25 protein-coding genes are annotated in these 26,978 nt (G+C 62.8%); 14 read left to right on the plus strand and 11 right to left on the minus strand.

What is annotated here, in order from left to right:
- Positions 1-20 precede the first annotated feature (20 nt).
- From VIZ63_RS14290 to VIZ63_RS14300, 3 genes are all read left to right on the plus strand, one after another.
- Positions 21-518 carry a cytochrome c gene (locus VIZ63_RS14290; RefSeq protein WP_331610335.1) on the plus strand — a complete coding sequence of 166 codons (498 nt, stop codon included), beginning with the start codon at positions 21-23 and terminating at the stop codon, positions 516-518.
- 116 nt (positions 519-634) lie between these two features.
- The gene (locus tag VIZ63_RS14295; protein WP_331610336.1) at positions 635-1,018 is read left to right on the plus strand and encodes a cupin domain-containing protein; all 384 of its coding nucleotides are present in this window, start codon (positions 635-637) and stop codon (positions 1,016-1,018) included.
- 273 nt (positions 1,019-1,291) lie between these two features.
- Entirely contained in the window at positions 1,292-4,849 is a 3,558-nt protein-coding gene (locus VIZ63_RS14300) for an outer membrane beta-barrel protein (protein WP_331610337.1), read from the plus strand.
- A gap of 89 nt (positions 4,850-4,938) precedes the next feature.
- Here the strand turns inward: VIZ63_RS14300 and VIZ63_RS14305 are convergent, their stop codons facing one another.
- Positions 4,939-5,853, minus strand: a complete 915-nt coding sequence (locus tag VIZ63_RS14305) for a DMT family transporter (RefSeq protein ID WP_331610338.1) — start codon at positions 5,851-5,853, stop codon at positions 4,939-4,941.
- A gap of 178 nt (positions 5,854-6,031) precedes the next feature.
- Between VIZ63_RS14305 and VIZ63_RS14310 the strand changes: the two genes are divergently transcribed.
- From VIZ63_RS14310 to VIZ63_RS14320, 3 genes are all read left to right on the plus strand, one after another.
- Positions 6,032-6,688 carry a VOC family protein gene (locus VIZ63_RS14310; protein ID WP_331610339.1) on the plus strand — a complete coding sequence of 219 codons (657 nt, stop codon included), beginning with the start codon at positions 6,032-6,034 and terminating at the stop codon, positions 6,686-6,688.
- A gap of 184 nt (positions 6,689-6,872) precedes the next feature.
- On the plus strand, positions 6,873-7,337 hold the full coding sequence (locus tag VIZ63_RS14315) for a hypothetical protein (protein ID WP_331610340.1): 465 nt from the start codon (positions 6,873-6,875) through the stop codon (positions 7,335-7,337).
- A gap of 103 nt (positions 7,338-7,440) precedes the next feature.
- Positions 7,441-7,911: a GNAT family N-acetyltransferase gene (locus tag VIZ63_RS14320; RefSeq protein WP_331610341.1), complete on the plus strand. Its 471-nt coding sequence runs from the start codon at positions 7,441-7,443 to the stop codon at positions 7,909-7,911.
- 48 nt (positions 7,912-7,959) lie between these two features.
- Here the strand turns inward: VIZ63_RS14320 and VIZ63_RS14325 are convergent, their stop codons facing one another.
- Positions 7,960-8,586, minus strand: coding sequence for a hypothetical protein (locus VIZ63_RS14325; RefSeq protein WP_331610342.1), 627 nt, complete (start codon positions 8,584-8,586; stop codon positions 7,960-7,962).
- A gap of 300 nt (positions 8,587-8,886) precedes the next feature.
- On the opposite strand from VIZ63_RS14325, the gene VIZ63_RS14330 reads away from it, so the two are divergent.
- Both VIZ63_RS14330 and gdhA read left to right on the plus strand, forming a co-directional pair.
- Entirely contained in the window at positions 8,887-10,026 is a 1,140-nt protein-coding gene (locus tag VIZ63_RS14330; RefSeq protein ID WP_331610343.1) for an NAD(P)-dependent alcohol dehydrogenase, read from the plus strand.
- A 150-nt stretch (positions 10,027-10,176) separates the two neighbouring features.
- Positions 10,177-11,520: an NADP-specific glutamate dehydrogenase gene (gene gdhA / locus VIZ63_RS14335; RefSeq protein WP_331610344.1), complete on the plus strand. Its 1,344-nt coding sequence runs from the start codon at positions 10,177-10,179 to the stop codon at positions 11,518-11,520.
- Positions 11,521-11,664: 144 nt separating this feature from the next.
- Here gdhA and VIZ63_RS14340 read toward each other — a convergent pair whose 3' ends face one another.
- The 5 genes from VIZ63_RS14340 to VIZ63_RS14360 all read right to left on the minus strand — a co-directional run bounded on the left by VIZ63_RS14340 (position 11,665) and on the right by VIZ63_RS14360 (position 13,588).
- Positions 11,665-11,892 (minus strand): hypothetical protein, encoded by a 228-nt coding sequence (locus VIZ63_RS14340; RefSeq protein WP_331610345.1) that lies wholly within the window; start codon positions 11,890-11,892, stop codon positions 11,665-11,667.
- A gap of 54 nt (positions 11,893-11,946) precedes the next feature.
- Positions 11,947-12,378 (minus strand): SRPBCC domain-containing protein, encoded by a 432-nt coding sequence (locus VIZ63_RS14345; protein ID WP_331610346.1) that lies wholly within the window; start codon positions 12,376-12,378, stop codon positions 11,947-11,949.
- Positions 12,375-12,698 carry a metalloregulator ArsR/SmtB family transcription factor gene (locus tag VIZ63_RS14350; RefSeq protein WP_331610347.1) on the minus strand — a complete coding sequence of 108 codons (324 nt, stop codon included), beginning with the start codon at positions 12,696-12,698 and terminating at the stop codon, positions 12,375-12,377. Before VIZ63_RS14350 ends, VIZ63_RS14345 begins: the two co-directional genes overlap by 4 nt.
- Positions 12,699-12,865: 167 nt before the next feature.
- The gene (locus tag VIZ63_RS14355; RefSeq protein ID WP_331610348.1) at positions 12,866-13,120 is read right to left on the minus strand and encodes a YheU family protein; all 255 of its coding nucleotides are present in this window, start codon (positions 13,118-13,120) and stop codon (positions 12,866-12,868) included.
- Between the two features lie 138 nt (positions 13,121-13,258).
- On the minus strand, positions 13,259-13,588 hold the full coding sequence (locus VIZ63_RS14360) for a hypothetical protein (RefSeq protein WP_331610349.1): 330 nt from the start codon (positions 13,586-13,588) through the stop codon (positions 13,259-13,261).
- 334 nt (positions 13,589-13,922) lie between these two features.
- On the opposite strand from VIZ63_RS14360, the gene VIZ63_RS14365 reads away from it, so the two are divergent.
- Both VIZ63_RS14365 and VIZ63_RS14370 read left to right on the plus strand, forming a co-directional pair.
- Positions 13,923-15,554 carry an IPT/TIG domain-containing protein gene (locus VIZ63_RS14365; RefSeq protein WP_331610350.1) on the plus strand — a complete coding sequence of 544 codons (1,632 nt, stop codon included), beginning with the start codon at positions 13,923-13,925 and terminating at the stop codon, positions 15,552-15,554.
- A gap of 12 nt (positions 15,555-15,566) precedes the next feature.
- Positions 15,567-16,367, plus strand: coding sequence for a hypothetical protein (locus VIZ63_RS14370; protein ID WP_331610351.1), 801 nt, complete (start codon positions 15,567-15,569; stop codon positions 16,365-16,367).
- An 84-nt stretch (positions 16,368-16,451) separates the two neighbouring features.
- Here VIZ63_RS14370 and VIZ63_RS14375 read toward each other — a convergent pair whose 3' ends face one another.
- Positions 16,452-17,756 carry a mechanosensitive ion channel family protein gene (locus VIZ63_RS14375; RefSeq protein WP_331610352.1) on the minus strand — a complete coding sequence of 435 codons (1,305 nt, stop codon included), beginning with the start codon at positions 17,754-17,756 and terminating at the stop codon, positions 16,452-16,454.
- Positions 17,740-17,907: a hypothetical protein gene (locus VIZ63_RS14380; protein WP_331610353.1), complete on the minus strand. Its 168-nt coding sequence runs from the start codon at positions 17,905-17,907 to the stop codon at positions 17,740-17,742. Before VIZ63_RS14380 ends, VIZ63_RS14375 begins: the two co-directional genes overlap by 17 nt.
- A gap of 289 nt (positions 17,908-18,196) precedes the next feature.
- Here VIZ63_RS14380 and VIZ63_RS14385 point away from each other — a divergent pair, with 289 nt between their 5' ends.
- Positions 18,197-19,294 carry a carboxynorspermidine decarboxylase gene (locus VIZ63_RS14385; RefSeq protein WP_331610354.1) on the plus strand — a complete coding sequence of 366 codons (1,098 nt, stop codon included), beginning with the start codon at positions 18,197-18,199 and terminating at the stop codon, positions 19,292-19,294.
- Positions 19,295-19,334: 40 nt separating this feature from the next.
- Positions 19,335-20,570, plus strand: coding sequence for a saccharopine dehydrogenase family protein (locus VIZ63_RS14390; protein WP_331610355.1), 1,236 nt, complete (start codon positions 19,335-19,337; stop codon positions 20,568-20,570).
- A gap of 122 nt (positions 20,571-20,692) precedes the next feature.
- On the opposite strand, the gene VIZ63_RS14395 is transcribed toward VIZ63_RS14390, so the two are convergent.
- Both VIZ63_RS14395 and VIZ63_RS14400 read right to left on the minus strand, forming a co-directional pair.
- Positions 20,693-23,524: a TonB-dependent receptor plug domain-containing protein gene (locus VIZ63_RS14395; RefSeq protein WP_331610356.1), complete on the minus strand. Its 2,832-nt coding sequence runs from the start codon at positions 23,522-23,524 to the stop codon at positions 20,693-20,695.
- Positions 23,525-23,526: 2 nt separating this feature from the next.
- Complete coding sequence (locus VIZ63_RS14400; RefSeq protein ID WP_331610357.1) at positions 23,527-25,992, minus strand: winged helix-turn-helix domain-containing protein; 2,466 nt, start codon at positions 25,990-25,992, stop codon at positions 23,527-23,529.
- A gap of 219 nt (positions 25,993-26,211) precedes the next feature.
- Between VIZ63_RS14400 and VIZ63_RS14405 the strand changes: the two genes are divergently transcribed.
- Positions 26,212-26,568: a UrcA family protein gene (locus VIZ63_RS14405; RefSeq protein WP_331610358.1), complete on the plus strand. Its 357-nt coding sequence runs from the start codon at positions 26,212-26,214 to the stop codon at positions 26,566-26,568.
- 44 nt (positions 26,569-26,612) lie between these two features.
- On the plus strand, positions 26,613-26,972 hold the full coding sequence (locus VIZ63_RS14410) for a UrcA family protein (protein ID WP_331610359.1): 360 nt from the start codon (positions 26,613-26,615) through the stop codon (positions 26,970-26,972).
- Positions 26,973-26,978 lie beyond the last annotated feature (6 nt).

Here is a 26,978-nt window from a genome sequence, read left to right on the forward strand (position 1 = left end):
CTACTCACACTGAAACTTCCATGCGATTTTTCAATTCCGCTCATATGAATGCCGGCCTCGCGCTACTCACGTGTGCCGCCGTCGCGGCCCTGGCTGCAACAGCGATGGCGAACACCCCATTCCCAAATGCATCTGCCCGACAGCTGATCGAGTTGCGACAGGAAAATTTCAACACGATGGGCTGGGCCACCAAGGCGCTCAGCGATCAACTGAAGAGCGGCTCGCCGGATGTCGGCAAGATGACGACGGCAGCGGCCACGATCCGCTCCCTCGCGTCCGACATCGCTCACTGGTTTCCCGTCGGCAGCGGCCGTGAATCGGGCGTCGACACCGACGCGCTTCCCGGCATCTGGCAGGAGCGCGTGAAGTTCGAGGCGCTCGCGAGCCAGCTGGCGGCGGAATCGAAAACACTGACGACCACGCTGGCGTCCAACGACCTCCCCGCCATCAGGGCGCAGGTGAAGACCCTGCGCGAGGCCTGTTCGAGCTGTCATCGCCTGTTCCTCGCCAAAAGATGAGCGCCTTCGGCGACGCAGCGACCTGCAATCTGAAGTCACAGTTCTGATGCACAAAGTGTCGCTTCTCGCACGTTCAGTCAGGTTCTACTCTCCCCTGACATGCAGAGGAGCAACCAATGCAGTTCACGGCAGAGAGCTACTCGAACGAACCGGTCCGCTATCCGGCCCTTCACGCCATGGATCTCTTCGCGGAGGGCGCCGCCGTTACCGAGCGGTACCGGAACATGGTCCTCAACCGGGTGAACGACAGTTGCCTGCGACTGGCGGTGTTCGACGAGACTTACCGATGGCACTTCCATCCCACCTCGGATGAACTCTTCCTGGTCGTCGATGGCTGCCTCGCCATCGAATTGCCGGGTGGACGCGAGTTGCGCCTGAAACCCTGGCAGGCCGTCACGATTCCAGCCATGACGCATCACCGAACCCGCGCCATCGGGCGGACGGTGAATCTGTGTTTTGAAAAGCGCGGCGCAGAAACCGTCTTCATTGATTCGCCGTAGCTCGCACCGCGACATCGCCCGAATCGCCTCACGCCCGGCGCCATGACACCGCTTGCTAGATCACCCCTGAACAGCGCGCGCGTCGTTGAGAGAAACGCCGAGGCCGCCGTTACTCTTCCGCCATGGGCGAGCAATGGCGCTAACTCTGCAATGCACAAGCACGTGATGGTCCTCACACGCGCCGTCCTGAGGAAGGAGGACTGAATCACACATCGGTGTCCGCGCTGCGCAACACACTTTGCGCCGTCCTGCACCACACCGAGATCCATGACGATGAATCTGAGTTCGATCTGCCCTGCACCGCTGGGCAAGTTCGCGGACGCCCGCAAGATGGTGGCGGCCTGCGCAATGACCCTGCTTGGGCTTCTGAGTGCCGCAGCCCCCGCCGCCGCCGAACCTGCGTACCAGGTTCTCGACAATGATCTGCTGCGCTTCGGCACCGGCGCCGCGGCGTCAGTCAACGCGAGCGGCAATCTGCTGCAGCCCTTCTACTGGGACGGCACCGCATCACAGTGGTACCGGCTGACCTTCTCGTCCTATCCGCTCGACACCGCGATCGGCATCGACGGTGACGGCGCCAGTGAATGGAACATCAACGGCACGGTGGTCGAGCCCACGCTGACCAACCAGGTCCTGGACATCAGCGGCCATACGGCTACCAGCGCCACCAAGGGCTATGGACGGATCGTGTCGACCGGCACTGTCACGATCGGCGACAAGACGCTGGAACTCAGGAGCGCCTATGAGCTGCCTGCCGACAAATCATTCGTCAAGATCACGACGCGACTGACCAACACCAGTGCTGCAAGCATCGGCAACGTGCGACTGTGGGTCGGCACCCGCGATGACTACGTCGGCACCAGCGACCGCCCCACCAAGCTGCGCGGCAATCTTGTCGATGGCACATTCACGGCCGTCAGCTCAGCTGCGACCCAGGCAACGGCACTGAAGATTTCCTCCAACGCCACCGGCGTCCTGTTCTATTCCACGTCGCCAAAGGCGCACACGTCGATCAACTCCTGCTGCGGTTTCAGCAACTCCTACCGCCAGAACCCGGCCACGTCAGCCATCACGGCTAGCGGCGATGGCTCCTACGCGTTGTTCGTGCGCATGGCGGATCTGGCTCCCGGCACGAGCGAGGAATTCACCTGGTACTACGCGGCGGGTTCGCTGGACAGCCTCGACTCCATCGTGGGTGACGTCGCGGTCGATACGGGCAACAGCGGCATCGCGGTCACGGCTTCGGCGGGCACTGGCGGCACCATCGATCCGGGCAGCGCAACCGTTGCTTCCGGCAGCACGACGACTTTCAACATCACGCCGAATGCCGGTTACCGCGTCGCGGACGTCGCCGGTTGCAACGGCACGCTCTCGGGCGGCACCTTCACGACGGGCGCCATCACGAGTGCCTGCGAAGTCACCGCGAGCTTCTCCCGCCTGGAATACACCGTCAGTGCGACTGCCGACACGGGCGGCAGCATCACGCCGGCCAGTGTGTCAGTGCTCCACGGCGAAGCCGCGTCCTTTGCCGTGTCGGCTGCAACCGGCTACAGCATCAGCGGTGTGACGGGCTGCAGCGGCACCTTGAATGGCGCAACGTTCACGACCGCCGCCATCGCAGGCACCTGCTCGATCACCGCCAGCTTCCACAGAACTGAACCGACCTTCGGCTCGGAACCGCCCGCTTCGCTCGAGTTGCACGCATCGCAGTTGCTCACACAGCTGCCAGGCAGCGAACGCCCGCAGGCGCTTGCATTCGATGGCACTGAACTCGAAGTGACACTCGTGGACGCGCCAGCGCGCTATGAACCCGGCCGGCACGTACTCACGTGGCAGGCCACCGACGCACGTGGTGTGCGCTCGACGGTGCAGCAGATCCTGTACGTCTGGCCTACGATTTCGCTTGGTCCGGACATGACGATCGGCGGACAGGCCGGCAACTCGGGCTTTTTCCGCATCGCGCTGAACGGCCCGTCGCCGGTGTATCCGCTCACCGTGAACTACGCCGCGAGCGGCGACCTGCAGGGTCACGACCTGCAAGACGGACAGGTCGTATTCGACGAAGGCGAAACACAAAAGGAAGTCGGCTTCGCAGTCCTGCACACCATGACAGCCGGCTCGCCGGATCGTCACGTGCAGCTGACCGTGCAGGACGATGCCGGTCGCAACAGTCGCCCGCTGACGGTGACGTTCACGTCGCTCAACAAGGCACCGACGATCACACTGTCGCAGACGCAGGACGGCGTTGCGCGTCCCGCCGTCGCGCGTGACGGCGGTCCGATCTCACTCGATGCCTACATCAATGACCCGAACAGCAACGATACGCACACCCTGCGGTGGAGCGGTCCGAGCGGCGCCGTGTTCACGACCACCGCACAGGGCATCACGATCGATCCGGCGAGCCTGCCTGTCGGCGTCCATCGCTTCGAGCTGGTCGTGACGGACAACGGCACACCGCAGGCGGTGTCACGCAACGTCTTCGAACTCGTCGTGCTCGAAACAGTGCCGGCGTTGCCAGCGGGCGCGACGCAATTCCTGCCCAACGGTCTGCCGGATCATCCGGGCTACGCACCGAGAGTGCCGAACGTGTTGCCTGAGCGGTCCGGACAGCTGACCCATCACTTGATGGAGTCGGATCCCGGTACCCGGCTCGCCCTCGGCGCTTACGCGGTAATGCACGGCCAGTATCAGACGGAACTCGCGAGCGGTGTGACAGGAAGCCGACTGGTCGCGGACTCCATCAACAATGTGGGCGGCTACTTCGACTTCGTGGTCTCCGACCTGCCGGTGGCCGGCGCAAGTACCGGCGTCGTGATTCCGCAGCGCGCGGTGATCCCGGCGCAGCCCGTGTATCGCAAGTTCGACAATGCGTCGGGTCGCTGGCAGAACTTCGTCGAGGACGACAGCAATCGACTGGCCTCTGCAGCGGGCGAAGAAGGCTTCTGCCCACCGCCATCCAGCAGCGCCTATCGCCCCGGCCTGAATCCCGGTGACTGGTGCGTGCGCCTGACGATTCGCGACGGCGGTCCGAACGATGCCGACAACGAGGCCAATGGATCGGTGGTCGATCCAGGCGGCGTGGGTTCACTGAACAACGTCGTCGTCACTGGCAAATCCAGGGGCAGCGGTGGCGGTGGCTCATTCAACTTCTGGCTGCTGTCCGCGGGCCTTGCGATCGCAGCACTGCGCGGCGCGAAGCGCAGCGGTCGCTGGACCTCGGTCGCCGCGCTGTCGACACTGAGCATGACGGCGACCGCGGATGAGCAACCTCACTGGTACGCAGGCGCAACCCTGGGCCAGGCACGCAGCGACATCAGCGAGGGTGAACTGACTCGCGCGCTGCAGGCACTGGGCCACGACGCGACTGCGTCGGTAGATGATGCGAGACGCACCGCGTGGCGCGTGCATGCCGGCTATCAATGGAATAGCTACCTGGCGCTGGAAGCAGGCTACGTCGATCTCGGCGAACTCGAAACGCGCTTTGCCGGCGCAATCGCCGATGTGCCGCAATTCGTCGCCGACACCAATCACCTGCATCCCGTGTCCGGCGGCGGCTTCGATCTTGCTGCAGTGGCCCGCTATGACTTTGCATCGCGAGCAGCGATCACTGCGCGGGCCGGTATGTTTGTCTGGGACGCTGACATCCGCACGGACAATGCATCCGTCCAGACCGTGAAGCGCAAGGACGACGGCAGCGATGCGCTCTTCGGCGTCGGCGTGGAAGTGAACCTGTATCGCAACCTGAGCCTGCACATCGAAGGCACGCGTTACGGCATCGACCACGATCACATCGATTTCGTCGGCGCGGGAATTGCCTGGCGCTGGCGCTGATCGAGGCGGAATTACCCGCGGGCGCTACCGAGCGAGCGCCCGCCTTCCTTCGGGACAATGGCACTGACCTACGGAAGCGTCGTCCAGTCTCACGCATCCACGGTCGGCGTGCTGAGCTGCTTCTTCAAGTAATACTCGCGCCACAGGATGATCAGGCCTGCCCCCACCACCAGGGGCGCACCGATCCACACGGCGAGCGACGGGATTTCACCAAAGAACACGTAGCCGAGGATCACCGCCATGATCATGTTGCTGTAATCGAGCGGTGCAATGGCCGACGCCTCGGCGTAGCGATAGGAATACGTCAGCAGCAATTGCCCGAAGACACCGAACAGTCCGGTCAGCACGATCAACAGCCATTGCGTCGTCGTTGGCACTGGCCATCCCTGCAGCGCGGTCAGGGCGGCGCAGGCCATGGTCGTCAGCGAGAAGTAGAAGGTGATCGTGATCGCATGCTCACGGCCGCTCATGCTGCGCAGGAACACCATGGCGATCGCCGAGAAAACGGCATTTCCCAGCGCCGCCATCACGCCGAGTGATACGCCCTGCGAAAAAGACAGGTGGGGGCCAATCATGATCAGCACGCCCAGAAAGCCGATGCCGAGCGCAGTCCAGCGGAATCGATGAATTTTCTCGCCGAGGAACACCAGGGCCAGGACGGTCAGGAACATCGGCGCGGTGAAGGAGATCGCCGTGGCATCTGCCAGCGGAATCATCGTGACCGCGATGAAGAGACAGAACACGCTGACCGTGCCTGACAGCGAGCGCAACGCATGCGATCGCCAGTTACGCGTCTGCAACAGTTGCAGCCCCTGCGTCCGCCAGGCGATGAAGGCAAGCACCAGCACCGAGATGATGCCCCGCACGAAAATGCTTTGTCCGGGCGGTATCTGCGGCCCGAGGAGCTTGACGCACAACGTCATCCCGGCAAAAAGCACGACCGAGCCGAGCTTCAGGGCAATACCGAGGACGGGACGATGGAGCGAAGCGGATGCGGCGTGCAAGATGGGAAGATTCGCTGGCAGGCGCCGCAGTATATCCGTTGAGTCCGGTCGCGGCTGGCAGGTAACGGGACCATCACTGCCAGAAATTCCGCGCGGAAGGCCCCAATGGATTCGCCCCCACGCCCGTGCTGAGATCCGCGCCGTGGAGTTGCCGTCAATCCAACCTGAGGAGCCGGATATGAGCAGTACGCAGGTACGCAGCGATGCCGCAGTCGGAACGACACGAGCACAAAGAATCACCATGGCGCTCGAGGTCGTCGCCATCCCCGTTTCTGACATCGAGCGTGCCAAGCGCTTCTACAGCGACCTGGGCTGGAGGCTCGATGCCGACTTCGTCGTCGGCGACACGTTTCGGGGCGTGCAATTCACCCCGCCCTGCTCAGCGTGCTCGATCCACTTCGGCAAGGGAGTGACACCGGCTGCACCCGGTACGGCACGCGGTCTGTTTCTCGTCGTGTCCGACATCGAAGCCGCGCGCGCCGACCTGGTCGATCGCGGCATCGAAGTGAGCGAGGTGTTTCACGTTGCCGGTCCAGGAACGCCGCCACTCCCCGGCCGCGACCCACAGCGACACAGTTACGCCTCGTATGCCTCGTTCAGTGACCCGGACGGCAATGGCTGGCTGCTGCAGGAAGTCACCACGCGATTGCCCGGTCGGGTGGACGCATCGGACACGAAATTCACCTCGCCGGTTGAGCTCGCGGCTGCGCTGCGACGCGCATCGGTCGCGCACGGCGAGCACGAGGAGAAGACCGGCGAGCGAGATGAAAACTGGCCGGACTGGTACGCGCAGTTCGTCGTCCGGGAGCAAGCGGGCCAACCATTGCCGACGTAGCAGGCTGCGACGCTCACGGTCCAGATCGCATGTGTGCAGCGAATGGATGAATCGCGCGGGCCGAGGAACCCTCAACCCCTCGGTCCGGAGGCCCGCACGTACCGATCGGGCGCATTCGCCGCAGCCCTGCGGGCGCCGCAAAATGTAGGATGCGCAGTCCATCATCACCATTCGGATCGATTCAATGAAACAGCACCTCAAACGCCTTGCATGCCGTCCTCTTGCCATTGCCGCACTTGCGATGGTTCTGGGCGGATGCCAGACGGGCGGCGGCTCGTCCGCAGGCGGCGGCTCGCTCTTCCAGCAACTCGGCGGCATGAACACGGTGATGCAACTGGCCTCGATATTCCTGCAGTCCTCGAGCCAGGATTCGCAACTGAGCAGCTTGTTTCAAGGCGCCGACCGGTCGGCGTTGACGGGGCAGATCGCGAACCAGCTGTGCGCCTCGCTCGGTGGCGGCTGTGCGGCACCTTTGACGAGCGCACAGATCACCGCCGGCGCCAGGGAACTCACGGGGGCACAGACCCAGGCAATTTCGAAGAACCTCAACAGTGCGCTCGCAACCGCAGTGGCCTCACCGCTGGCTCGCGAGGCCGCGAGCCAGATGGTCAGCCCGCAGATCAGCGGCATCCTCGGAGCGCTGCTTTAATCCATCGCAAGCCGCTGTCGTTTTCGGGTCGAGCGCCCGCGGGCATCGCGGGCGCAGTCGATGGATTCAGCCGTGCACCATCACGCTTCACGGAGACTGATTCATGCATCGGATCATTGAAGCGGACCTGTCGAATGAACGGCATTGCAGTGCCATCGTGGAGATGATTGCAGCGCATGCCGCCAGCGAGTTCGGTCGGCGGCAAGCGATGACCCATGATGAACGCGCACGACTCATTCCAGCGCTGGCGAACTTCCCGGCAAAGCACGTGCTCTTGCTGGTCGAAGGCACGGAAGTTTGCGGACTGGCCATCTGCTTTCGACAGCTCTCCACGTTCTCAGGGAAGGAGATGCTCAAGCTGCATGATCTCTTCGTATGCGATCGGTATCGCGGGCGCGGCTATGGACGAGCGCTCGTCGAGGCAACCATCGGGCTGGGGCGGGAACGCAACTGCGCCTTCGTAAACGTTGAAGTCGCAACGGACAATCCCATCGCCGTGAAGCTGTACGACCAGCTCGGATTCCGCGACTGGCTGACGCCCACAAAATTCCTGGAGTTGCGACTGCCCGGGTGAATCCAGGCGTTCGATGGGCGACGCGGCAGGAGACCTCGGGCCAGAATCTCACGGCTTACTGATCAGTCCGGCCTTCTCGAGTTCGGACGTCGCCGCTTTCGACAGTTCTGCGATCAGCTCCGCCAGGGTCTCGGGATTCGTCGATTTGCTCAGACCGCCCCAGACCAGCTTGTTCTGCTCGAGCGAGTACACCAGCGTTTCAACGTAGACGACGGTCGTCTCACTCACCGTGCTTTCCCGTGGCGACGAATACGACAGCGCAACGCCGGAGCCGTAGTAGCCGCCCCAGAAGCTCGCATAGGACTGCTCCTGATACGGTTGCGTGACACGGACATTCTTGTCGACATGAATCGGGCGCATCACGATGACGCCCTTCACGTCTGCTGCCTCCAGCGCGGCACGCGCCTCTTGTTCATTGCCGACAGCCGCGCCCGGCACCAGCGAATACAAGGTTCGGCCCTCCGCGCCACGGGCGGAGATTTCATAGGCCAACCGGTCTTCTGCCAGACGACGCGCGGCCTCGTCCTGGAGCAGCACCGCTGCCACGACTTTCTGGCCTCTGAACCCCAGTGGCGTCGCCTCGGGTGTCTTCCATGTCGTCGTGAACGTCGACGCCGCACAGCCCGACAACAGAACTGCGCCAAGCAGCATCAGTACTCTCGTGTATCCCATCATCGCGTGTCGTCCTTGTGGCTGGGGAACACTTCATCGATTCCAGGCTCGGGAATCTCAACCAGACAGAGCGATCCTGCGCCCCCTGCAGGCTGGATTACAAACCGGCGATGGCCCCGTTCGGAGTGACCCGCTGGCTGTTCGATGACACTCGTTCATCGTCGCCATTCCGGAAACCCCCGCGCAGCGTCGCGAGTCATGAGCCAAGTACAGGGGGGATGAGCCAGAGGAATAGGCCGGCACTGTGGTTGCTGACACCATTGCGCCCTCGCTTTCGGCGAGACCACCAACGAAGGTCCATGCGTGTCCGATATCACCGTCTCTCGCCGCTCCGCGCTCGGAGCGATTGCCGGGCTCGGCGCCAGCGCCGCATTGGCGGGTAGCACGACCGCGCAGGGCAAATCAGCAGGACTGACGTCCATGCAACGGATCGAGGCCTGGGAACTTGGCGAGCGCAAGGGCATCGCATCGCTGCGGCGTGCGAGCCGGCCACAACCTCTTCCCGGCCCCGGCCAGGTATTGATCACAGTCCGCGCCAGCGCTCTCAACAATCGCGATCTTGCGATCGTGAGCGGCGGCTACGGCGTGCGCCCTCGGCCCGCCACGATGATCCCGCTCGGCGATGGTGTAGGTGTTGTCACCGCACTGGGCGCCGATGTCACCGGATTCAACATCGGCGATCGCGTGTCGTGTCCGCACTTCGTGAACTGGCTCGACGGACGCTACGACCCGCGGGTGCTCGAACAGGATCTCGGCAGCAGCACCGATGGCTGGCTCGCGGACAGGGTCGTGCGACCGGCCGCATCGCTCGTCAGGGTTCCTGACGAACTGAGCGACGTCGAGGCCGCGGCCATGCCCGCCGCGGCGGTCACCGCGTGGTTCACGCTGCAGCAGTTCGCACAGGTCCAGGCCGGCGAAACCGTGCTCACGCTCGGCACGGGTGGCGTATCGGTCATGGCGCTGCAAATTGCACGCATGGCCGGGGCACGCGTCGTCATCACTTCATCGAGCGACGCCAAGCTGGAGCGAATGCGTGCGCTCGGCGCGCAGATCACGGTCAACTACCGGACGCATGCAGACTGGGAAAAACGCGTGCTCGAGGCCACCGATGGTCGCGGTGTGGGTGTGGTTGTCGACACAGTGGGCGGTTCATCCCTCGACCGATCGCTCGCCTGCACGGCGCCCAACGCACGCATCGGCCTGATCGGCGCGCTCGATGGCGCGATCTCCACCACGTTGCGCCCGGTCACGCTGCGCAACCTGCTGCTGCGGGGCATCACGAGCGGCAGCCGCCGGACACTGGAGGATGTCCTGCGCGCCTTTGCCGCAAACAACATCAAGCCGCTCGTGGACCGCGTATTCCCGTTTGCGGAAGCCCCTGCCGCATACGAGTTCCTCAAGAGCGGTGGGCACGTCGGCAAGATCGTGATCTCGCACGCTTAGGCGACGGAGCCGATCCTGAGTGAATGTTGCGGGTCCTCCCGGATGAACGACCCATAACTCACTCCTGTATGCTCCAGTATGGTGCGGCCAGGTAGCGGCCGTTGCTGATAACTACTTCATCCACACGGCCGGACCGAGGGGATCGCTATTTTGAAAGGCGTCGAGCGCATCGAAGAAATTTATCGTGAGGTCATCCGCAGGAATCCGGGCGAAGCCGAATTTCACCAGGCCGTCAAAGAAGTACTGGAGACCCTGGGTCCGGTGCTGGACAAACATCCCGAGTACGCAGAACACAAGATCATCGAGCGCATCTGTGAACCCGAACGTCAGCTGATCTTCCGTGTGCCCTGGCAGGACGATCGCGGCGAGGTGCAGATTGCTCGCGGCTTCCGGGTGGGCTTCAACAGTGCGCTCGGCCCGTACAAGGGCGGGATCCGCTTTCATCCGTCGGTGTATCTGGGCATCGTCAAGTTTCTCGGCTTCGAACAGATCTTCAAGAACGCGCTCACGGGCCTGCCGATCGGCGGTGCCAAGGGCGGCGCAGACTTCGATCCCAAGGGCCGATCCGACGGCGAGATCATGCGGTTCTGCCAGAGCTTCATGACGACGCTGTATCACTACATCGGCGAATTCACCGACGTTCCGGCCGGCGACATCGGCGTGGGCGCGCGCGAGATCGGCTATCTGTTCGGACAGTACAAGCGCATCACCAACCGCTATGAATCGGGCGTGCTGACCGGCAAGAATCCAAGCTGGGGCGGTGCGCTGGTGCGCCGCGAAGCCACCGGTTTCGGCACCGTCTACTTCACGCAGGAAATGCTCCTGGCGCGCGGCGAAGGCCTCGAAGGCAAGACGTGCGTGGTCTCCGGTTCGGGCAACGTCGCCATCTACGCGATCGAGAAGCTGCAACAGCTCGGCGCGCGCGTCGTGGGATGTTCCGACTCGAATGGCGTGATCTACGACGAAGGCGGCATCGATCTGCCGCTGCTGAAGCAGCTCAAGGAAGTGGAACGCTGCCGCATCAGCCGCTACAGCGAAATTCGCAGCGGTTCGCGCTACATCGAGCGCGGACGCCTGTGGGACATCCCGTGCCAGGTCGCGCTGCCATGCGCCACTCAGAACGAACTCGACGAGACGGCGGCACGCAAGCTCGTTGCGAACGGCTGCATCGCCGTCGGCGAGGGCGCGAACATGCCCACGACGCCGGGTGGCGTGCGCGTGTTTCAGTCGGCCGGGATCGCGTACGGCCCAGGCAAGGCGGCCAACGCCGGCGGTGTCGCCACGTCGGCACTCGAGATGCAACAGAACGCCAGCCGCGATGCCTGGACGTTCGAGCACACGGAGAAGCGGCTGCACGAGATCATGCAGAACATCCACCGCGATTGTTTCGAAACGGCCAGGGAGTTCAACTCGCCCGGCAACTATGTCATCGGCGCCAACATCGTCGGATTCAAACGCGTGGCAGAGGCCATGCTGGCCTTCGGCGTGATCTGAGCAAGGATCGATCAGGTCGCGCAGGCGCCCGACCTGATCGTCACGCTGCGAACCGACGAACAACCCTCCATAGCAACGCCACCTCCGGGCGGCGTTTGCCTTTCAGTGGCGGCACGTCTCATGTTGTTCACCTGGCGCTGCCGCTCACTCCACTTCGACAGCGCGCCGACCGCTGCGCCACTGGGCTGCATAGGGCAGCACAAACAAGTACAGACCAGTGAACAGGAGCAGGACGAGCGGCAACAGCGCCAGCAGCCCCACCCAGACCGCTTGTTCCTGCCGCGCCAGCGCGATGAGGTTGATGATGACGGCCACCGTAAAGGCAATGGATACCCAGCGGTGAAATTGCCGAATCCACTTGCTCCCGCTCATGAGAACCCTCCTTATGGAGTCGCACCCAAGGTGACCGGACGACGTCGACAGACGTCAGTCGATCCGCGCCACCACCTGCTCCAGGTTTGCAAAGAACTTCTGCCATCCGGCCCTGGCGCCGCCGCAGGCCTGCTTCTGAGTCTTGCGGAAGCCTGACTGCTCCATGCGCAGATGCGTGCCTGAACTCGTCGGTGTGAGCGTAAAGGTCACTACGCTCTTGAGAGCGTAGGCCGCATCGTCGTGCGCAAAATCCCAGGTATACGACAGCATCCGATGCGGCTCGATGGCGAGGACCTCGCAATCCAGCACGCCGCCCCACTCGCCGCGAAGATTGAAACGGTGACCCACGACTGACTTGAAGTCGTTCTTCATGAGCCACTCCTCGATGAGGTGTGGTTGCGTGAGCGCGCGCCAGAGTTTTTCCGGCGGGAAGGGAATTTCCCGTTCCACAACGACGCTGAGCGTTTCAGTCGATGTGTCGTTCACTGGTCCATCCTTTTCAACAGGTCTTCGAGTGCATTGAAGCGGCTTTGCCAGAACCCTGTCATCTGACTGGTCCAGTCGATCAGCGGCGCCAGCGCACTGAGTTGCGCGTTGTAGTGAGTCTGGCGACCCTCGCGACGTTCACGCACCAACCCCGCCCGCTTCAGCAACCCAAGATGCTTGGAGACAGCCGGTTGCGAGATACCGGCCTCCGCTGTCAGGGCTCCGACCGTCTGCTCCCCCTCGCGACACAGTCGTTCGAAAAGAGCCCGCCGGGTCGGATCGGACAGCGTTCTGAAGAGCACGTCGTGAGTGTTGGGCATGTGTAATAGATAACCTGTTGGCTATTTTATAGCCCGATGGTTATTTATAAGTCAAGCCGGCCGACCGGAATGCGCCATCGATTTCCTGATCTTTCAATCCAACGTGACATGGTTGAGCTGTTGGCGAATGGACATGCTTCAGCTCTCGCTCGTCTGACGATCCGGATCTATCGCGAGGTCGTCGACCGGCCTGCACGCACTGGAACGATATCGACGCTCTCTATCACCGGATCGAACTCGATGCGCGCCTCACCCCGCTCGAGTTGGCGCATGACGTGCGCCACTTTCTCATCGAGCGAATAGTCGCGGCTGCCGTACTCCGTACCTTCGCGCAGTACGAATGACTCGATCACGCTGCGCAGCGCATCCCCCGACAGCTCGGCATGAGGAATGACAACAGGTTCGCGGGGTGTGTCCGTCATGGGGCCTGGAATACGGGTGAACAGGAACTGAGCGTAGCACCCGGACTCCCCATCCACGCGTTCGATCCCGGCAACCGTTGATGCCGAGAGCTTACTGTTGCTGCTCGACGCTTGGCCGGGCGATGCGAATGTTTCAAGTCAGTAAAACCAGCGAAAGGCGAATCGACCGGCCACATAGAACATTCCGCAAAGGGAAACCGCCACGGCGATTTGCCTGATCGGGGAAGTGGTAATACTGCCGGGCAACCAGGCATGTTTCCGGCGGATGGGCTTGAAGTAACCGGTAGTGATATGTGCCTGGCTTTCGCGCTCTTCGCGCTCTTCGCGCTGACGCCGTTCCCAGTCGAGTGCGTCGTGCCATTCGTCCCAGCCGGCGCGCTCCCAGGTGCCGATCGGCGGCGGATTGATCCCACCGCGACGCGCCAGTCGCTTGCCAGCCGCTATTTTCAGTCGGATCCGAAAATCCACGTCAGGAGTCAATCCATGTGATGAAAGGGGGCCCGAGGATAGCCGGCGCGTCCTGTCCGGCGAACAAAACTTCGTCGAACTGAGACACAGACACGCCGAACGCGAGTGCGGGATTGCGATCGGCCGCTACGCAAGACGATCAGTCGCACCGAATGCGCGAACGACCAGTGGAAGCTCTGATGTTGCCCTCCATACAGGTTGCGTTAAGTCTCGGAACGCTACGGTTCCGCCCGCCGACTGCGTGCTGAAGAACACTTCGACTGATCCACGCCCGCGCGGCATGAAACGCTTGTGCGCCTGTCGGTGCGCGCCATACAACTGAAAGGAAGAGCCAGTGCATCATTTGACCGGTGCGCGCCGCGTTGCGGGCGTCGCATTGTTGCTGTCGCTTTGCGCCTGTTCGGGCAGCAGCGATGACAACGAAACTTCCAGGCAGATCGAATTATCCACTCACTCGCTGACCTTCAGCGCGGCAGCACCCACCGCGGCAACGCCCGCCGCACAGACGATTACTGCAAGTTTCTCGGCAGGAATTGCCAATCTGTCCGTGGTCCATACCGGCCAGGGAATTGCCAAAGTCACGACGGCCGTGAACGGCACGACGGCGCAGATCGTCGTCACGCCAAGCGATCCCGCCACCATCGGTGCCGGGCGGTTCACCGGGACCCTCGCCGTCACCGGATATTTCTGCGCCGACACCGCCTGCAGCCGCCTTGAAGCCGGTGGCTCACAGACCGTTACGGCGAAGTACCAGATCTCCCCGGTGGTCGACTACGTCGCACCGAATGTCGCGACCGCGGGCGTATCGGGCACTGCCGTCATCCGCGGCTCTGGTTTCAATGGCTACGCCATCCAGTCAGTGAAGTTCGGCGACGTTGCCGCAACGTCCCTGACGGTCGTCAATGGCAGCGAAATCCGCGCGGCGTATCCGGCGCTGCCCGCGGGCAGCTATGCCGTTTCTCTGGGGATTCCGACGCACGAGGGCACACCGCCGAGCACGGCCACATTGATTGCAGTCGACGCGGTTACCCGCACGGCGCAGACGCTGCCGTGGCCTGCGGCGGTCACCGCGGTGACGTCCCTGCGTCACGATGCACAGCGTGATGCCCTGCTGGTCTCGACCGATATCGCAGATGGCACCGTGGTCCGCTATGCCCATGCCGGCGGTGCGTGGGAACCCGCGACGACTACTGCCATCGCGGGTGTGCGGGACATTGCGTTATCGACCGACGGCGCGCAGTTGCTCGCACTGTCCAGAACCGGCCTGACTCCGCTCGATCCCGTTACGCTCGCGCCGGCGACGACCATCGCCGCACCTTCCCTGCCGGAAAAGAGCTTCCTGAAGACTCTGGCCGTCGCCAACAACAATCTGGCGATCGTCACCACCGGCATTGCCGAAAGCAAAGCGACCGAGTTGTACACCTACATCGTTCGCACCGGCGTCATGACGAAGCTGCCCACGGCGCTCAACAACGCCAGCATGGGTTCATCCACCAATGGCGCCCTCATCGGCATCATTCAGGGCGATTCCACGCTCACCACAGCACCGGCCGCTTACACCTACGCCGCCGCGTCGGGCACCTTTTCCCCCTTGGGCGTGGCGTTGAATCAGAACTCGGTCGCACCGGTATTGGATCGCGATGCGACGCGGCTGGTGCTCAATGGTGTGAATGTCTATGGCGCCGACTTCGCGCTGCTCGGCAAGCTTCCCGAGACGACGCTTGCGGTGAGTCTGCGTCCCGATGGCAAGCGCGCCTACACGTACGACAGCGCGGCTGCCGGCATTCTGACGTTCGATATCTCGGCCACCAAGAATGGCGCAGCCTTCACGGCACTCGGTGCAGCAACTCCCCTCGCCGCTGCGCCCGGCGCCAGCGCGAAGATGACCATCAGTGCGGACGGCAAAACACTGTTCATTGCGGGTACGACACAGATCGTCGTGCTGCCGGCCCCGCTCGATCCATAAGGCGACACCATCATGACACCACGAATCTATGCGGGCGCGGCCGTCGCCGCATCGGCGCTCCTCTGCCACAGTGCGCTGGCCGAGAATCGCGCCGTCGAGACCGTGCATTTCGAACTCGGCATGTCGAGCATCGACAGCGACACGAAGGACAGCACATCGAATGGCACGCTCGGCGCCAATCTCATTGCGACCTTGCCGCTCGGCCGCTACTTCGGCCTGTCACTCGGCGGCCGCTACTCCGAATCGAGCGTGCGCACACGGGATGTGCTGGAGGACGACAGTGGATCACTTCCCGGCGGACGTCCCTCGTGCAACTTCGACAGTTACGGCGGCGATGCCTCGCTCTTCTTCCGTCTGCCGACGTGGGGCCGGATCGGCGCCAGCTATGGCACCGGCAAGCTGTCGCCGGACTGCAATGGCGGCTCGCTGTTTCCGGTCACGGGCGAGAACACGCTGAGCACCGAACACTATCGTATCGACGCCGAGTACTACCTCGGTGACTTCACGTTCGGTGTGGCTCACACCACCACCACGCTGGACGATGGGCCGGAACTCGAGTCGACGATGCTGACGACGAGCTGGTATCCGCTCGACAGCCTCAAGATTGCGTTGTCCGGTCACGATCTGTACGACGAGAACACGTACGGCATCCTGGTAGAGCATCAGCCCGAAATGCTCGGCGATGTGCTCAGCGTACGACTGGGCTATTCGATGACTGAGGAATCGCCAAAAACGCGCACGTTCCAGATCGGACTGTCGTACTACTTCGGGCGCGAGGTGTCGCTGAAATCACGCGACCGCCAGTACAGATAAGTGACCAGCGCCGTGCACCGCCGACCGATCGCCAGGCCCGTGCCAGCGATCGTCGGCACGGCGCTGGCGATCACCGGCACGGCGCTAGCGATCACCCGTCGCGTTCTCGCATCCGCCGATCTGACGGGCCCCGCCACTCGCAACCATCTTCCAACTCGCCACTGCGCGCTGGACATCCTCGCCACTCGGCTGCTGGAACACGCGCAAGCCGAACTGCGGCAGGATCGCGTACAGGTGATCGAAAATATCCGCCTGAATGCCTTCGTAGTCGGCCCACGCCGTCGTCGACGTGAAGCAGTAGATTTCGAGCGGCAGGCCCTGCGGACCCGGCTGCAGCTGGCGCACGAGCAACGTCATGTCCTGGTGAATCAGCGAATGATTGCGTAGATACGCCTGCACATAGGCGCGGAAGGTGCCCACGTTGGTGACGCGACGCGTATTCACCGTGTCCTTGCCTTCCGCGAGGAGCCTGGCGTTGAACTCTTCCAGCTCCGCCTGTTTGCCATCCAGGTAGTCAGCCATCAGGGCCAAGCGCCGCAGTCGTGTTCGCTCTTCGGCAGAAAGGAACCGCACCGATGTCTGATCGAGGAACAGCGAGCGCTTGATGCGACGGCCGCCCGACTCGAACATGCCGCGCCAGTTCTTGTAGCTCTCGCTGATGAGGCGCCACGTCGGAATCGTCGTGATCGTCTTGTCCCAGTTCTGCACCTTCACGGTGTGCAGCGATATGTCGATCGCAAAGCCGTCCGCATTCAGTTGCGGCATCTCGATCCAGTCGCCCACCCGCAGCATGTCGTGCGTGGAGAGCTGCACGCTGGCCACCAGCGAGAGCAGCGTATCCTTGAAGACGAGCATGAGTACCGCAGTCATCGCACCGAGGCCGGACAGCAACAACAGCGGGTCGCGATTGAACAGTGTTGCAACCATCAGGATCGCGGCAAGCAGGTAGATCACGAGCTTCGCGACCTGCAGATAGCCCTTGATGGGACGCGCACGAGCCCGCTCGGGATCGCGCTGTTCGTAAATCGCCCCGATGGCATTCAACAGATTCGCCAGCGACAGCGCGATCGTCAGCACGACATACGCACTCGCAACGCCGCGCACGAGCGTCACCGCGCCATGCGGCAACCCTTCCACGAACGCGATCCCGTAGTACGCGATCAGTGCCGGTACCACGTTCGCGAGCCTGGCGATCACGCCGCGTCCGAGGATCGCAGCATCCCACTGCGATGGCGCCAGCTTCACGGCGCGCGTGACCGAGCGCACCAGCAGCGAACGGGTCAGCGTATTCGCAAACCAGATGACCAGCACGAGCAGGACGACCTGCAACGTCGTCATGACCCACGGGTAGCTCTGCAACGAGCCCGATGCACTATCGAAAATATCCATCGAGCCATTCTATCGAATCGATGCCGTGGCCTGGACCGACTGGCGCGTGCGCGGCAAGGGCTTCGTGCCACGTGGTGTGCCGACCGCGGCCCTGCACCGCGCTATTCCCCGTCACTGTGAGCGCGCTGCCGTTCTCGTGCTGCAGCTTCATCGCGGGATTCCCTGCGGCCAATGCAAGTCCTACGGGGAAAGCCGACCCCAGCATTGGCGGAAGAGCCCGATCCGGGTCGACGTGCTTTCCCGGCACACGCTTGCCACTGGCGGGCTCTGCCGCTGGCGGTGGGGGCCTGTCCCGGACAACGTCAGGCGGAAGCGGATCTTGCGATAAGTCCATGGCTGTTCAAACGCCTGCGGCGACGCTAACTGCTCAAAATCCTTCCAAAAAGGCCCGGGGTCGGTAACATACGCGCCCCTTCGGTGGCGGCTGGCCTTCTGCAGAGATGATCGAGACTCCGTACTACCTCATCGACAAGGGACGTCTGCTCGGGAATCTGCAACGGATTCAGCGTGTTCGGGAGCGCTCGGGCGCCAGGGTCCTGCTCGCGCTGAAGTGCTTCGCGACCTGGTCGGTGTTCGACCTGATGCGCGAGCACATGGACGGAACGACGTCGTCCTCGCTGAACGAAGTAAAGCTCGGGCGCGAGAAGTTCGGCGGCGAAACGCACGCCTACAGCGTGGCGTTCGCCCGTCACGAAATCGACGAAGTCGCGCGCAACGCCGACAAGATCATCTTCAATTCGATCGGGCAGCTGAATCGCTTCAAGGATCGCACCGCGAATCTGCCGCGCGGCCTGCGACTCAATCCGCAGGTCAGCAGTTCCAGCTTCGATCTCGCCGATCCGGCGCGCCCGTTCAGTCGCCTGGGCGAATGGGACCCGGCGAAGGTGGAAGGCGTGCTGGAGGCCATCACCGGATTCATGATCCACAACAATTGCGAGAACGCGGATTTCGATCTGTTCGATCGCATGCTGGCGCAGATCGAAGCACGCTTCGGCAGTCTTCTCGAACGTGTCGAGTGGGTCAGCCTTGGCGGCGGCATTCACTTCACGGGCGAGAATTATCCGCTCGACCGCTTCTGCGATCGACTGAAAGAATTTTCCGGGCGTTACGGCGTGCAGGTGTACCTGGAACCGGGCGAAGCGGCCGTCACGAATTCGACGACGCTCGAAGTCACGGTCCTCGACACGCTGTTCAACGGCAAGCATCTGGCGATCGTCGACAGCTCGATCGAAGCGCACATGCTCGATCTGCTGATCTATCGCGAGACGGCCCGCATCGAACCGAACGCCGGTTCGCATCGCTACATGGTGTGCGGCAAGTCGTGTCTCGCGGGCGACATTTTCGGCGAGTTCGCGTTCGCCAAGCCGCTGGAAGTTGGCGATCGCCTGACGATCCAGAACGCCGCGGGCTACACCATGGTGAAGAAGAACTGGTTCAACGGCGTGCGCATGCCATCGATCGTCCTGCGGGAGCTCGACGGCAGCCTCACCGTGCAGCGCGAATTCTCTTTCGACGATTTTGTAACAAGCCTCTCGTAGGCTTGGGGGTTCATCACCACCACTGGAGGCTCACAGCGGAATGAAACGCAATGTCTTGATCATTGGCGCAGGCGGAGTTGCGCAGGTCGTCGCCCACAAGTGTGCGCGGCACAACGACGTACTGGGGGACATCCATATTGCGTCACGCACTGTTTCCAAGTGCGACGCGATCGTCGCATCCGTGCGCGGGAAGCAGAGTCTGAAGGTCGATGGCGTACTGCAGGCGCATGCGCTGGATGCACTCGATATCGAGGCGACGAAGACGCTGATTCGCGAAACGGGCTGCCAGATCGTCATCAACGTCGGCGCATCGTTCGTCAACATGTCCGTGCTGGCCGCGTGCATCGACACGGGCGCGGCGTATCTCGATACGGCGATTCACGAAGACCCGCTGAAGATTTGCGAAACCCCACCGTGGTACGGCAACTACGAGTGGCAGCGCCGTGAGCTGTGCGCACAGAAAGGCATCACTGCCGTTCTCGGCGTCGGTTTCGATCCGGGTGTCGTCAACGCATACGCCGCCCTGGCGCGCGACGAGTACTTCGACCGCATCGACTCGATCGACATCATCGACATCAATGCCGGTGATCATGGCCGTTACTTCGCGACCAACTTCGATCCCGAGATCAACTTCCGCGAATTCACGGGCGTCGTGTATTCTTGGCAGAATCGCCAGTGGACGACGAACCAGATGTTCGAAGTCAAACAGGAATGGGATCTGCCGGTCGTCGGCAAACGCACGGCCTACCTCACGGGTCACGACGAAATCCATTCGCTGTCGCGCAATCTCGATGTGCCGAACATCCGCTTCTGGATGGGCTTTGGCGAGCGCTACATCACCGTGTTCACGGTGCTGAAGAATCTGGGCCTGTTGTCCGAGCAGCCCGTGCGCACCGCCGAAGGCCAGGAAGTCGTGCCGCTCAAGGTCGTCAAGGCAGTGCTGCCGGATCCGTCCTCGCTCGCACCTGGCTACAAGGGCAAAACGTGCATCGGCGATCTGGTGCGCGGCGTGAAGGACGGCAAGGAACGCGAAGTCTTCATCTACAACGTGGCCGATCACGAAGAAGCCTTCGCCGAAGTGGGCAGCCAGGGCATTTCCTATACCGCCGGTGTCCCTGCGGTGGCAGCCGCCCTGCTCATTGCGCAAGGTGTCTGGGATGCGAAGAAGATGGTGAACGTCGAGGAGCTGCCGCCGCGGCCATTCCTCGATCTGCTCGACAGGATCGGGCTGCCGACGCGCATTCGCGATGCAAGCGGCGATCACGCTCTGAGCTGAGCCGGAACGCAAGTTCGGGGGATTCGCAGCGACGGTGAATCCCCCGACACCGTGGCAGCTCGTCGATTCTGGATTCCATGGTCGCGAGCACGGGAGCAAGCTGCTGCAGAAAAAACGCAGGGCTATTGTTTCATCGCATAGCTCAACTGCAGGAAGTACGTGCGGCCCAGCAGTCGATAGGTCGCAGCGTTGGTGTTGGCTTCGCCACTCAGATACGGCGGGTCCTGGTCCGTCAGGTTGGTGACACCGGCACGCACCTTGATGCCGTGCCGCTCATAGACGGCATCGATGTCGTGATAGAACACGGCAGGCACCTGGCCGCAGTAGAAGGTTAGCTCGAGCGTTTCCGAGCAATCGGCATACGGGCCGATCCATTGCAACGTATAACCCGCACTCCATTCATTACGTGCCCAGTTGATGCCGCCCAGTGCGCGCCACTCAGGCAGGACCAGTCCGAAGTTGCCGCGTCCAACGCGTTCATACGTGACGCTGCCCTCGAACACCTGGACGTCGTATTCGAGAAGATGGGTCACCAGCGCATGCAGACTGAGCTCGCTGTCGCGAATGGGAAAACTCATCCGCCCATTCAAATCGAGCCCTTGCAGGCTCACGCTGCCCAGATTGTTCCGGCGCGCATCGATGCTGCGCAGCGCACCGTCTGGCAAACGCTGGATTTTCGAGCAGGCCAGCGGCGTTCCGTGGCTGGCACATTCCTGCAGAATGATCTCGGGAGCATCGCGTTCGATGAACGCGTCGAGCTGGGTCCGGAAAAAATCCAGGCTCGCCCGCCAGTCAACGCCTTCCTGCGATCCAAACTCGATGCCGGCATCAAAGGCATATCCTTTCTCCGGGTCGAGATCGAGATTGCCGCCTTCGCTGAGGAGGCTGACGTCGTCCTCGGCTTGTATATAGCTGCCGCCCGGGACGCCATTTGCGGCGCAATGGATCTGTTGTTCGGGGCTCGGCGACTGTCCGCACGGGTCCACAGGGGTAAACGTCACGTTGGTGACCTGCGTTTCATAGAGTTCGTTGAGCGCAGGCGCACGAAAGACGGTCGTGTAATCGGCGCGGATTGCCCAGGCTGTCGAGGGCGCCCAACGCAGGCCGGCGTGCCACGTCGCATTGCTGCCGAAGGTGCTGAAATCGGACCATCGACCACCCAGCGTCGCATCGAGCGAACCTGCACCGCGCTGCCGATCGAGCAATGGCAGCCGCACCTCTGCGTACGCTTCACGAGCTTCGAAGTCGCCACCTGGAATGTCGGCGCCGGATCCAGCGCCGACGGCGCCGTTGATGCGTTGCGGATCGTACCGATACGCGCCGGATTCACGACGGAACTCCATGCCGAGTGCCCACTGGATATCGCCTGCAGGCAGACTTCGCCACGGGCCCCCGAATCCGATGCTGGCGAGGCGCTGCGAGTTGGAGCCCTCGTCGGTGACGAACGCACTCATGAAATCGACCTGCTCCTGCGTGATCGAGCCTGCGCCACCGAAAAGATTGATGGGCACGCAGTTCTCGATGATTGCGTTGGCCGGCACGACGCCCGTTGCAGGATCGCGGGTGCCGCAGACGATATTGCCCGCCGCGTCTGGACCCGACGGTCCGATGCCGGCGGCGACCCGCGCAGCGAGCGCTCCGCCGCTTTCACGAGTGACTGCATCCGCCTCGGCAACAGCGCCTGACACTTCCCAATTCCAGTCACCGACGCGGCCGCGGATTCCCGCCAGCGCGCGCCACATCTCCACTTCCTGCGAATAGCCGCGTGGTCCGAGCTCGACCAACCGGCGTGCACCTTGGGTGACCGGGACGCCGAACGGGTTGTAATAGTTGCTGTGTGGAATGTACGGCGTGCCATCCGGCAAGGTCGGCGCTGCGTTCGACTGCACCATGAAGGGCGACGGTGCCAGGCTCTGCGCCGACTCACGGTGAGTGAACAAGCCTTCGACAAAGAGCTCTGCGCCACCGACCGGCTGACTGCCCATCAGCCAGAGCGACCAGCGTTCGTTGGGTGTCTGCAGATAGTTGTACGGAGCGAAGTTGAACACGTCATTGGACGTTACGGGACGCCAGTCGCTGGCGGTCTGCCCGGTCGCGCCCGCAACTCGCGTATACGGTCCAGGCCGCAGTCCCAATGCATTGCCGCCGCCGACCCCGAAGCGGCCGTCCGCAATCTGCAGCGCGCCAAAGGGAACACGCGCGCCGTCGAGCGATGCCACCGTCAGCGGAATCGCCGAATACTCACGCTCAGACATCAACACGCCGCGTTGATCCACGAAGTCCGCGCCGAGCATCCAGTGGCCGCTGCCGATGTCACCGCCCACCAGCGCGTTGGCGCGGGAAATCGCGCCATCGCTCTGATCTGTTTGCGAGTGTTGCACGCCCACTTCGACGCCATCGAAGTCCCGGCGCGTGATGAGGTTGATCACTCCGCCGATCGCATCGGCGCCATAGACCGCAGATGCGCCGGTCGTCAGTACCTCCACCCGCTCGACCATCGACAAGGGCATGGCATCGATGTCGACGGACGAGTCGGCGCCGATGCCGCCATTCGGCAAACGCCGGCCATTCAGCAGAATGACGGTTCTCTGGGGCTGAAGCCCACGCAGCGCGATGCGCGTAGAACCGTCACCGCCGTTGTTGACGCTGGTATTGAGAGGCGCACCGGTGTTGTACGGCAGGGTCTGGAGCACTTTGCCGAGTGAATCGTTCCCGCCGCGCGTCAATTGCTCTTGCGTCACCACGGTAACGGGACCGCTGCTTTCGCCGGTTTCGCTGCGAATCCGCGACCCCGTGACTACGACGCTCTGCAGAGGATCGCTTTGCAGCTCGTCGGCGCTGTGAGCCAGCACCGGCAGGAGCAGCATTGCCATGCCGTGAGTGCGGCCACGCGAGAAAACTCGTCGCAGCCACCCGTCCTGTTCGATGAATCCCGGCTCTCTGCGATCTGCCATGTTCATTCTGCGCGCACAGCACGGCGGGGAATGTCGCCCTTCTCCCTCATTACATCGACCAAGGCACGCTGTTCGAGTCGATGCTTCCTGCCTTGCGCCGCGAGCGCCTGGAACCGGGGATCGTGGCGCAGATGATCGTAAATCGGGTTGAGTTCAGCGGTGTACCACCAGCGAGCGTAGTGTCCCAGCTTCAGACTGGCCGCGAGTTCCTGGAGTGCTCGCTCGTCATCGCCGAGCAGCGTGTATGCCATGGCACGTTCCCGCGCAAACCAGTGCTCGGTCCGGCCCACCGATTCGCTGTCGATCTGCACCAGGATCGCGGTGAGCAGCTTGCGGCCGCGCTCCGCTTCTCCCGCAAGTATCAGCGTATGCGCATACACCAGCGCCAACCCGCGATCCCACATCCGCATGCCGCCACGTGAGCCGGGGGTCGGCGACACGAGCGCATATCGCGACTCGAGAAGCTTCAGCGCCGATGCGTAGTCACCCGTCGCAATGGCCTCGTCGCGGATTGCATCGGCCGGCGACGAAAACGCAGCGCTGCTCCACAAGCTGCCATCGGGCAGCATTCTGGCCAGCTCGGCAGCCCGGCTTCGATCCCGCCGATACTGCGCCAGCTCGATGAGCGCCATCGAAGGTCGATTCTCGCCCGCCAGCAACGCCGCTGCCGCCTCCGGATCATCCACGTCCAGATACATGATCGCCGCATACTCCCTGGTCTCTGTCGACTGCGGATCGAGTGCGATCGTCTGTTCCATGAGCCGAATGCCCTCGGCAAAATCCCCCGTGTAGTCATGTTGCGAATGAGCAAGTTCACCGAGCGCGGCAGGGAATTTAGGGCTGATGGCCAGTGCCTCGCGCAGCAGGCGGTCGTGCTCCGCCACGTTGCTGAACCCCACCATCGTGAAGAACGCCTGGCGGATATGCAGGCGCGGATTGAGGGGATCGATCTGCCGGGCGCGCTCCATCATCTGGATGGCTTCGCCCTTGCGATACTCGCCGAACAGGAACTCCGCGTAACGCATGTAGCCCATGCCGTAGTTGGGCGCACTTTCCAGTCCGCGGCGAAACAGAGGCTCCGCTTTCGAAGGATCTCGGGTGAGCCGGGCACGCTCGATCACTGCTTCACCGAACGATGGATTCAGTTCCAGTGCGCGATCCAGCGCCGCTGACGCAGCGGCATGCATTTCATTCAGCGCGGCTTCACTGGAGTCGCCGAGCGCAGACGCCAGCAGGTAGGCCTGGGCAAGTGCGAGATAGCCGCGCGCAAAGCCAGGGTCGAGCGTCGTCGAGCGTCGAAACAGCTCGATCGCCGCCGTCGCGTCGTCCACCCGCAGGTTCGCGATCAGCTGCTGACCGCGCACATACAGTTGATACGCATCCAGGTCGACTGATTCCCCCGCGGCCATACGCGATGCGGCAGTACCCGATGGAACCTGCAACGCCCTTGCAACGCGCTGGAGGATCTCGTCGCGAAGCGTATTCACGTCAGCCACGGACCGGTTGAATGCACTCGACCACAGCTGCAAATCGCGGGCTGCATCCAGCAACTGAACTTCCACGCGCAGCTGGTTGCCAGTTCGCGCGGCGCTTCCCTTCAGAAGAAATCGTGTACGCAGTTTTTCTGCGACCGCCTTGTTGTCCTGTGCGGCATCGGTGAGTCGCGACGTCGACGCAGTAGCGATCACGGTCCAGCCGTTCAGCGACTCGAGCCGGGTGCGAATGAGATCCGCGATGCTTTGCGCCAGCAGCACGCTGCTTTCGTCGGTCGCCGCTGCGATGAAGGGCAGTACAGCGATCGAGCGGTCGCCGGAGGCGACCTCATGAGCGGGTGCCGTTCTCGTGACCAACGGTTCGCGGTACGAGCCGAAGGCGATCAACCCGGCGACCAGCAACGCCACCACACCCGCGGACACATATATATGTATAGGGCGCGTATGGCGATGAGCCCCACCGCCAGTCGCTACGGCCGCAGGTCCAGTCCCGATCGGCGATGGACCCGGATCCGCGGTCGATGGCTGTATCAACGGCGACGAGTCGGCCGGCGGGAGTGAGCCGACTGATGTGATCGCCCCACCCGGACCCGGCAGTGGCGGTTCCGCTGCGACAGGCGGATCGATCGTGCCTATGAATCGATAGCCCTTCCGCGGGATGGTTTCGATGTATCGGGGGGTCTCGGCTTCATCCCGCAGCGCCACGCGCAGTTTGCGTATCGCCGAGTTCAGTCCGGTGTCGAAGTCGACCACGCCCTTCGGCCACAACCGTGCAATCAGCTGTTCACGAGTCACCAGCTCGCCCGGACGGGACAGCAACTCGTCCAGGATCTGCAGCGGCTGATCCTGCAGGCGGATCTTGCGACCGTCCTTGACCAGCTCACCCACGTCGGTACGCAGAACCCAGCCGTCGAAGCTGATCGAACGGTTCGGCGACATACGCGGCTGACGATCCCAAGTGAGGGCGACGCCCACGAGAATACCGTAGCCGCGTTTTTTGTCTATGCAGATCAGCCAGTTGCCGGATCAGAAACGCGTCAGATCGGAACCACACGCAAAGTACGCACACATCAGCGTCAGGCCATGGAGCGCAAGACCTGGCGCGCCCAACGTCCGTCCCACGCCAGTCGCTCCCACCCCGGCAATAGCCCGGACGGAGCGGAAAGCGAAACCAAACCAACCAGGAGAACCCTCATGAAGACTCTTACCTGCCTGACTGCCACGGCCGTCCTGACGTTTGCGGCGATGAGCGCCGCCTATTCCGCCGACATGCCGGACGGCGCGAAGTCGCTGACAGTGTCATTCGCCGACCTGAATCTGGGCACGACCGCCGGTGCGGCCACGCTCTTCGGTCGCATCCGCGCCGCCGCCGCGGCGGTGTGCGCCGCTGAGAACGGAACGGCGTTGCAGCAGAAGACGCAGTACCAGGCGTGCATGGCGTTCGCCGTATCCAACGCCGTCGCCGCTGTGAACAGCCCTTCTCTCGCTGCCTATGTCGACGATCGCACGGCAAAGCGCCGGGCGCCGGTCCGCATCGCCAGCAGCCGCTGATTTGTCCACGCCTGAATATTCATTCGCCCATCCAGGAGACTTCCATGAATACCTTGAGCCACATCACCAGCGCCGTCGTGCTGTCCCTCATCGCCGTCAGCGGTGTACGGGCGGATGGCCTCTACGTGTCGACGAAATCCCTGACGGTGCAGTTCGCCGATCTGGACCTGAACAAGCCCGAAGGTGCCGCCACTTTGTTTGGTCGCATCAGGAATGCAGCCCGGAGTGTCTGCATCTCGCTCAACGGCACGTCGATTCGCGAAAAGCAGGAGCATGCCGCCTGCGTCGAGTTCGCATTGGCGAATGCAGTGGCTCGCGTGGATCAGCCAATACTCACCGAGTACATCACCACGCGTACGTCCAGGCAGTCGCCGCTGCCGATCAAGGTAGCCAGCGGTCGCTGAGGTGTC

Origin of the sequence: Povalibacter sp., assembly GCF_036520495.1 — a bacterium.
Taxonomy (GTDB): Bacteria; Pseudomonadota; Gammaproteobacteria; order Steroidobacterales; family Steroidobacteraceae; genus Steroidobacter.

Excerpts from the sequence above, each read along its gene's own strand:
- VIZ63_RS14290 (WP_331610335.1), top strand. The coding sequence starts at position 21 with ATGCGATTTTTCAATTCCGCTCATATGAATGCCGGCCTCGCGCTACTC.
- VIZ63_RS14295 (WP_331610336.1), top strand. The coding sequence starts at position 635 with ATGCAGTTCACGGCAGAGAGCTACTCGAACGAACCGGTCCGCTATCCG.
- VIZ63_RS14300 (WP_331610337.1), top strand. The coding sequence starts at position 1,292 with ATGAATCTGAGTTCGATCTGCCCTGCACCGCTGGGCAAGTTCGCGGAC.
- VIZ63_RS14310 (WP_331610339.1), top strand. The coding sequence starts at position 6,032 with ATGAGCAGTACGCAGGTACGCAGCGATGCCGCAGTCGGAACGACACGA.
- VIZ63_RS14315 (WP_331610340.1), top strand. The coding sequence starts at position 6,873 with ATGAAACAGCACCTCAAACGCCTTGCATGCCGTCCTCTTGCCATTGCC.
- VIZ63_RS14320 (WP_331610341.1), top strand. The coding sequence starts at position 7,441 with ATGCATCGGATCATTGAAGCGGACCTGTCGAATGAACGGCATTGCAGT.
- VIZ63_RS14325 (WP_331610342.1), bottom strand. The coding sequence starts at position 8,586 with ATGATGGGATACACGAGAGTACTGATGCTGCTTGGCGCAGTTCTGTTG.
- VIZ63_RS14340 (WP_331610345.1), bottom strand. The coding sequence starts at position 11,892 with ATGAGCGGGAGCAAGTGGATTCGGCAATTTCACCGCTGGGTATCCATT.
- VIZ63_RS14350 (WP_331610347.1), bottom strand. The coding sequence starts at position 12,698 with ATGCCCAACACTCACGACGTGCTCTTCAGAACGCTGTCCGATCCGACC.
- VIZ63_RS14355 (WP_331610348.1), bottom strand. The coding sequence starts at position 13,120 with ATGACGGACACACCCCGCGAACCTGTTGTCATTCCTCATGCCGAGCTG.
- VIZ63_RS14370 (WP_331610351.1), top strand. The coding sequence starts at position 15,567 with ATGACACCACGAATCTATGCGGGCGCGGCCGTCGCCGCATCGGCGCTC.
- VIZ63_RS14375 (WP_331610352.1), bottom strand. The coding sequence starts at position 17,756 with ATGGATATTTTCGATAGTGCATCGGGCTCGTTGCAGAGCTACCCGTGG.
- VIZ63_RS14380 (WP_331610353.1), bottom strand. The coding sequence starts at position 17,907 with ATGAAGCTGCAGCACGAGAACGGCAGCGCGCTCACAGTGACGGGGAAT.
- VIZ63_RS14385 (WP_331610354.1), top strand. The coding sequence starts at position 18,197 with ATGATCGAGACTCCGTACTACCTCATCGACAAGGGACGTCTGCTCGGG.
- VIZ63_RS14390 (WP_331610355.1), top strand. The coding sequence starts at position 19,335 with ATGAAACGCAATGTCTTGATCATTGGCGCAGGCGGAGTTGCGCAGGTC.
- VIZ63_RS14395 (WP_331610356.1), bottom strand. The coding sequence starts at position 23,524 with ATGGCAGATCGCAGAGAGCCGGGATTCATCGAACAGGACGGGTGGCTG.
- VIZ63_RS14405 (WP_331610358.1), top strand. The coding sequence starts at position 26,212 with ATGAAGACTCTTACCTGCCTGACTGCCACGGCCGTCCTGACGTTTGCG.
- VIZ63_RS14410 (WP_331610359.1), top strand. The coding sequence starts at position 26,613 with ATGAATACCTTGAGCCACATCACCAGCGCCGTCGTGCTGTCCCTCATC.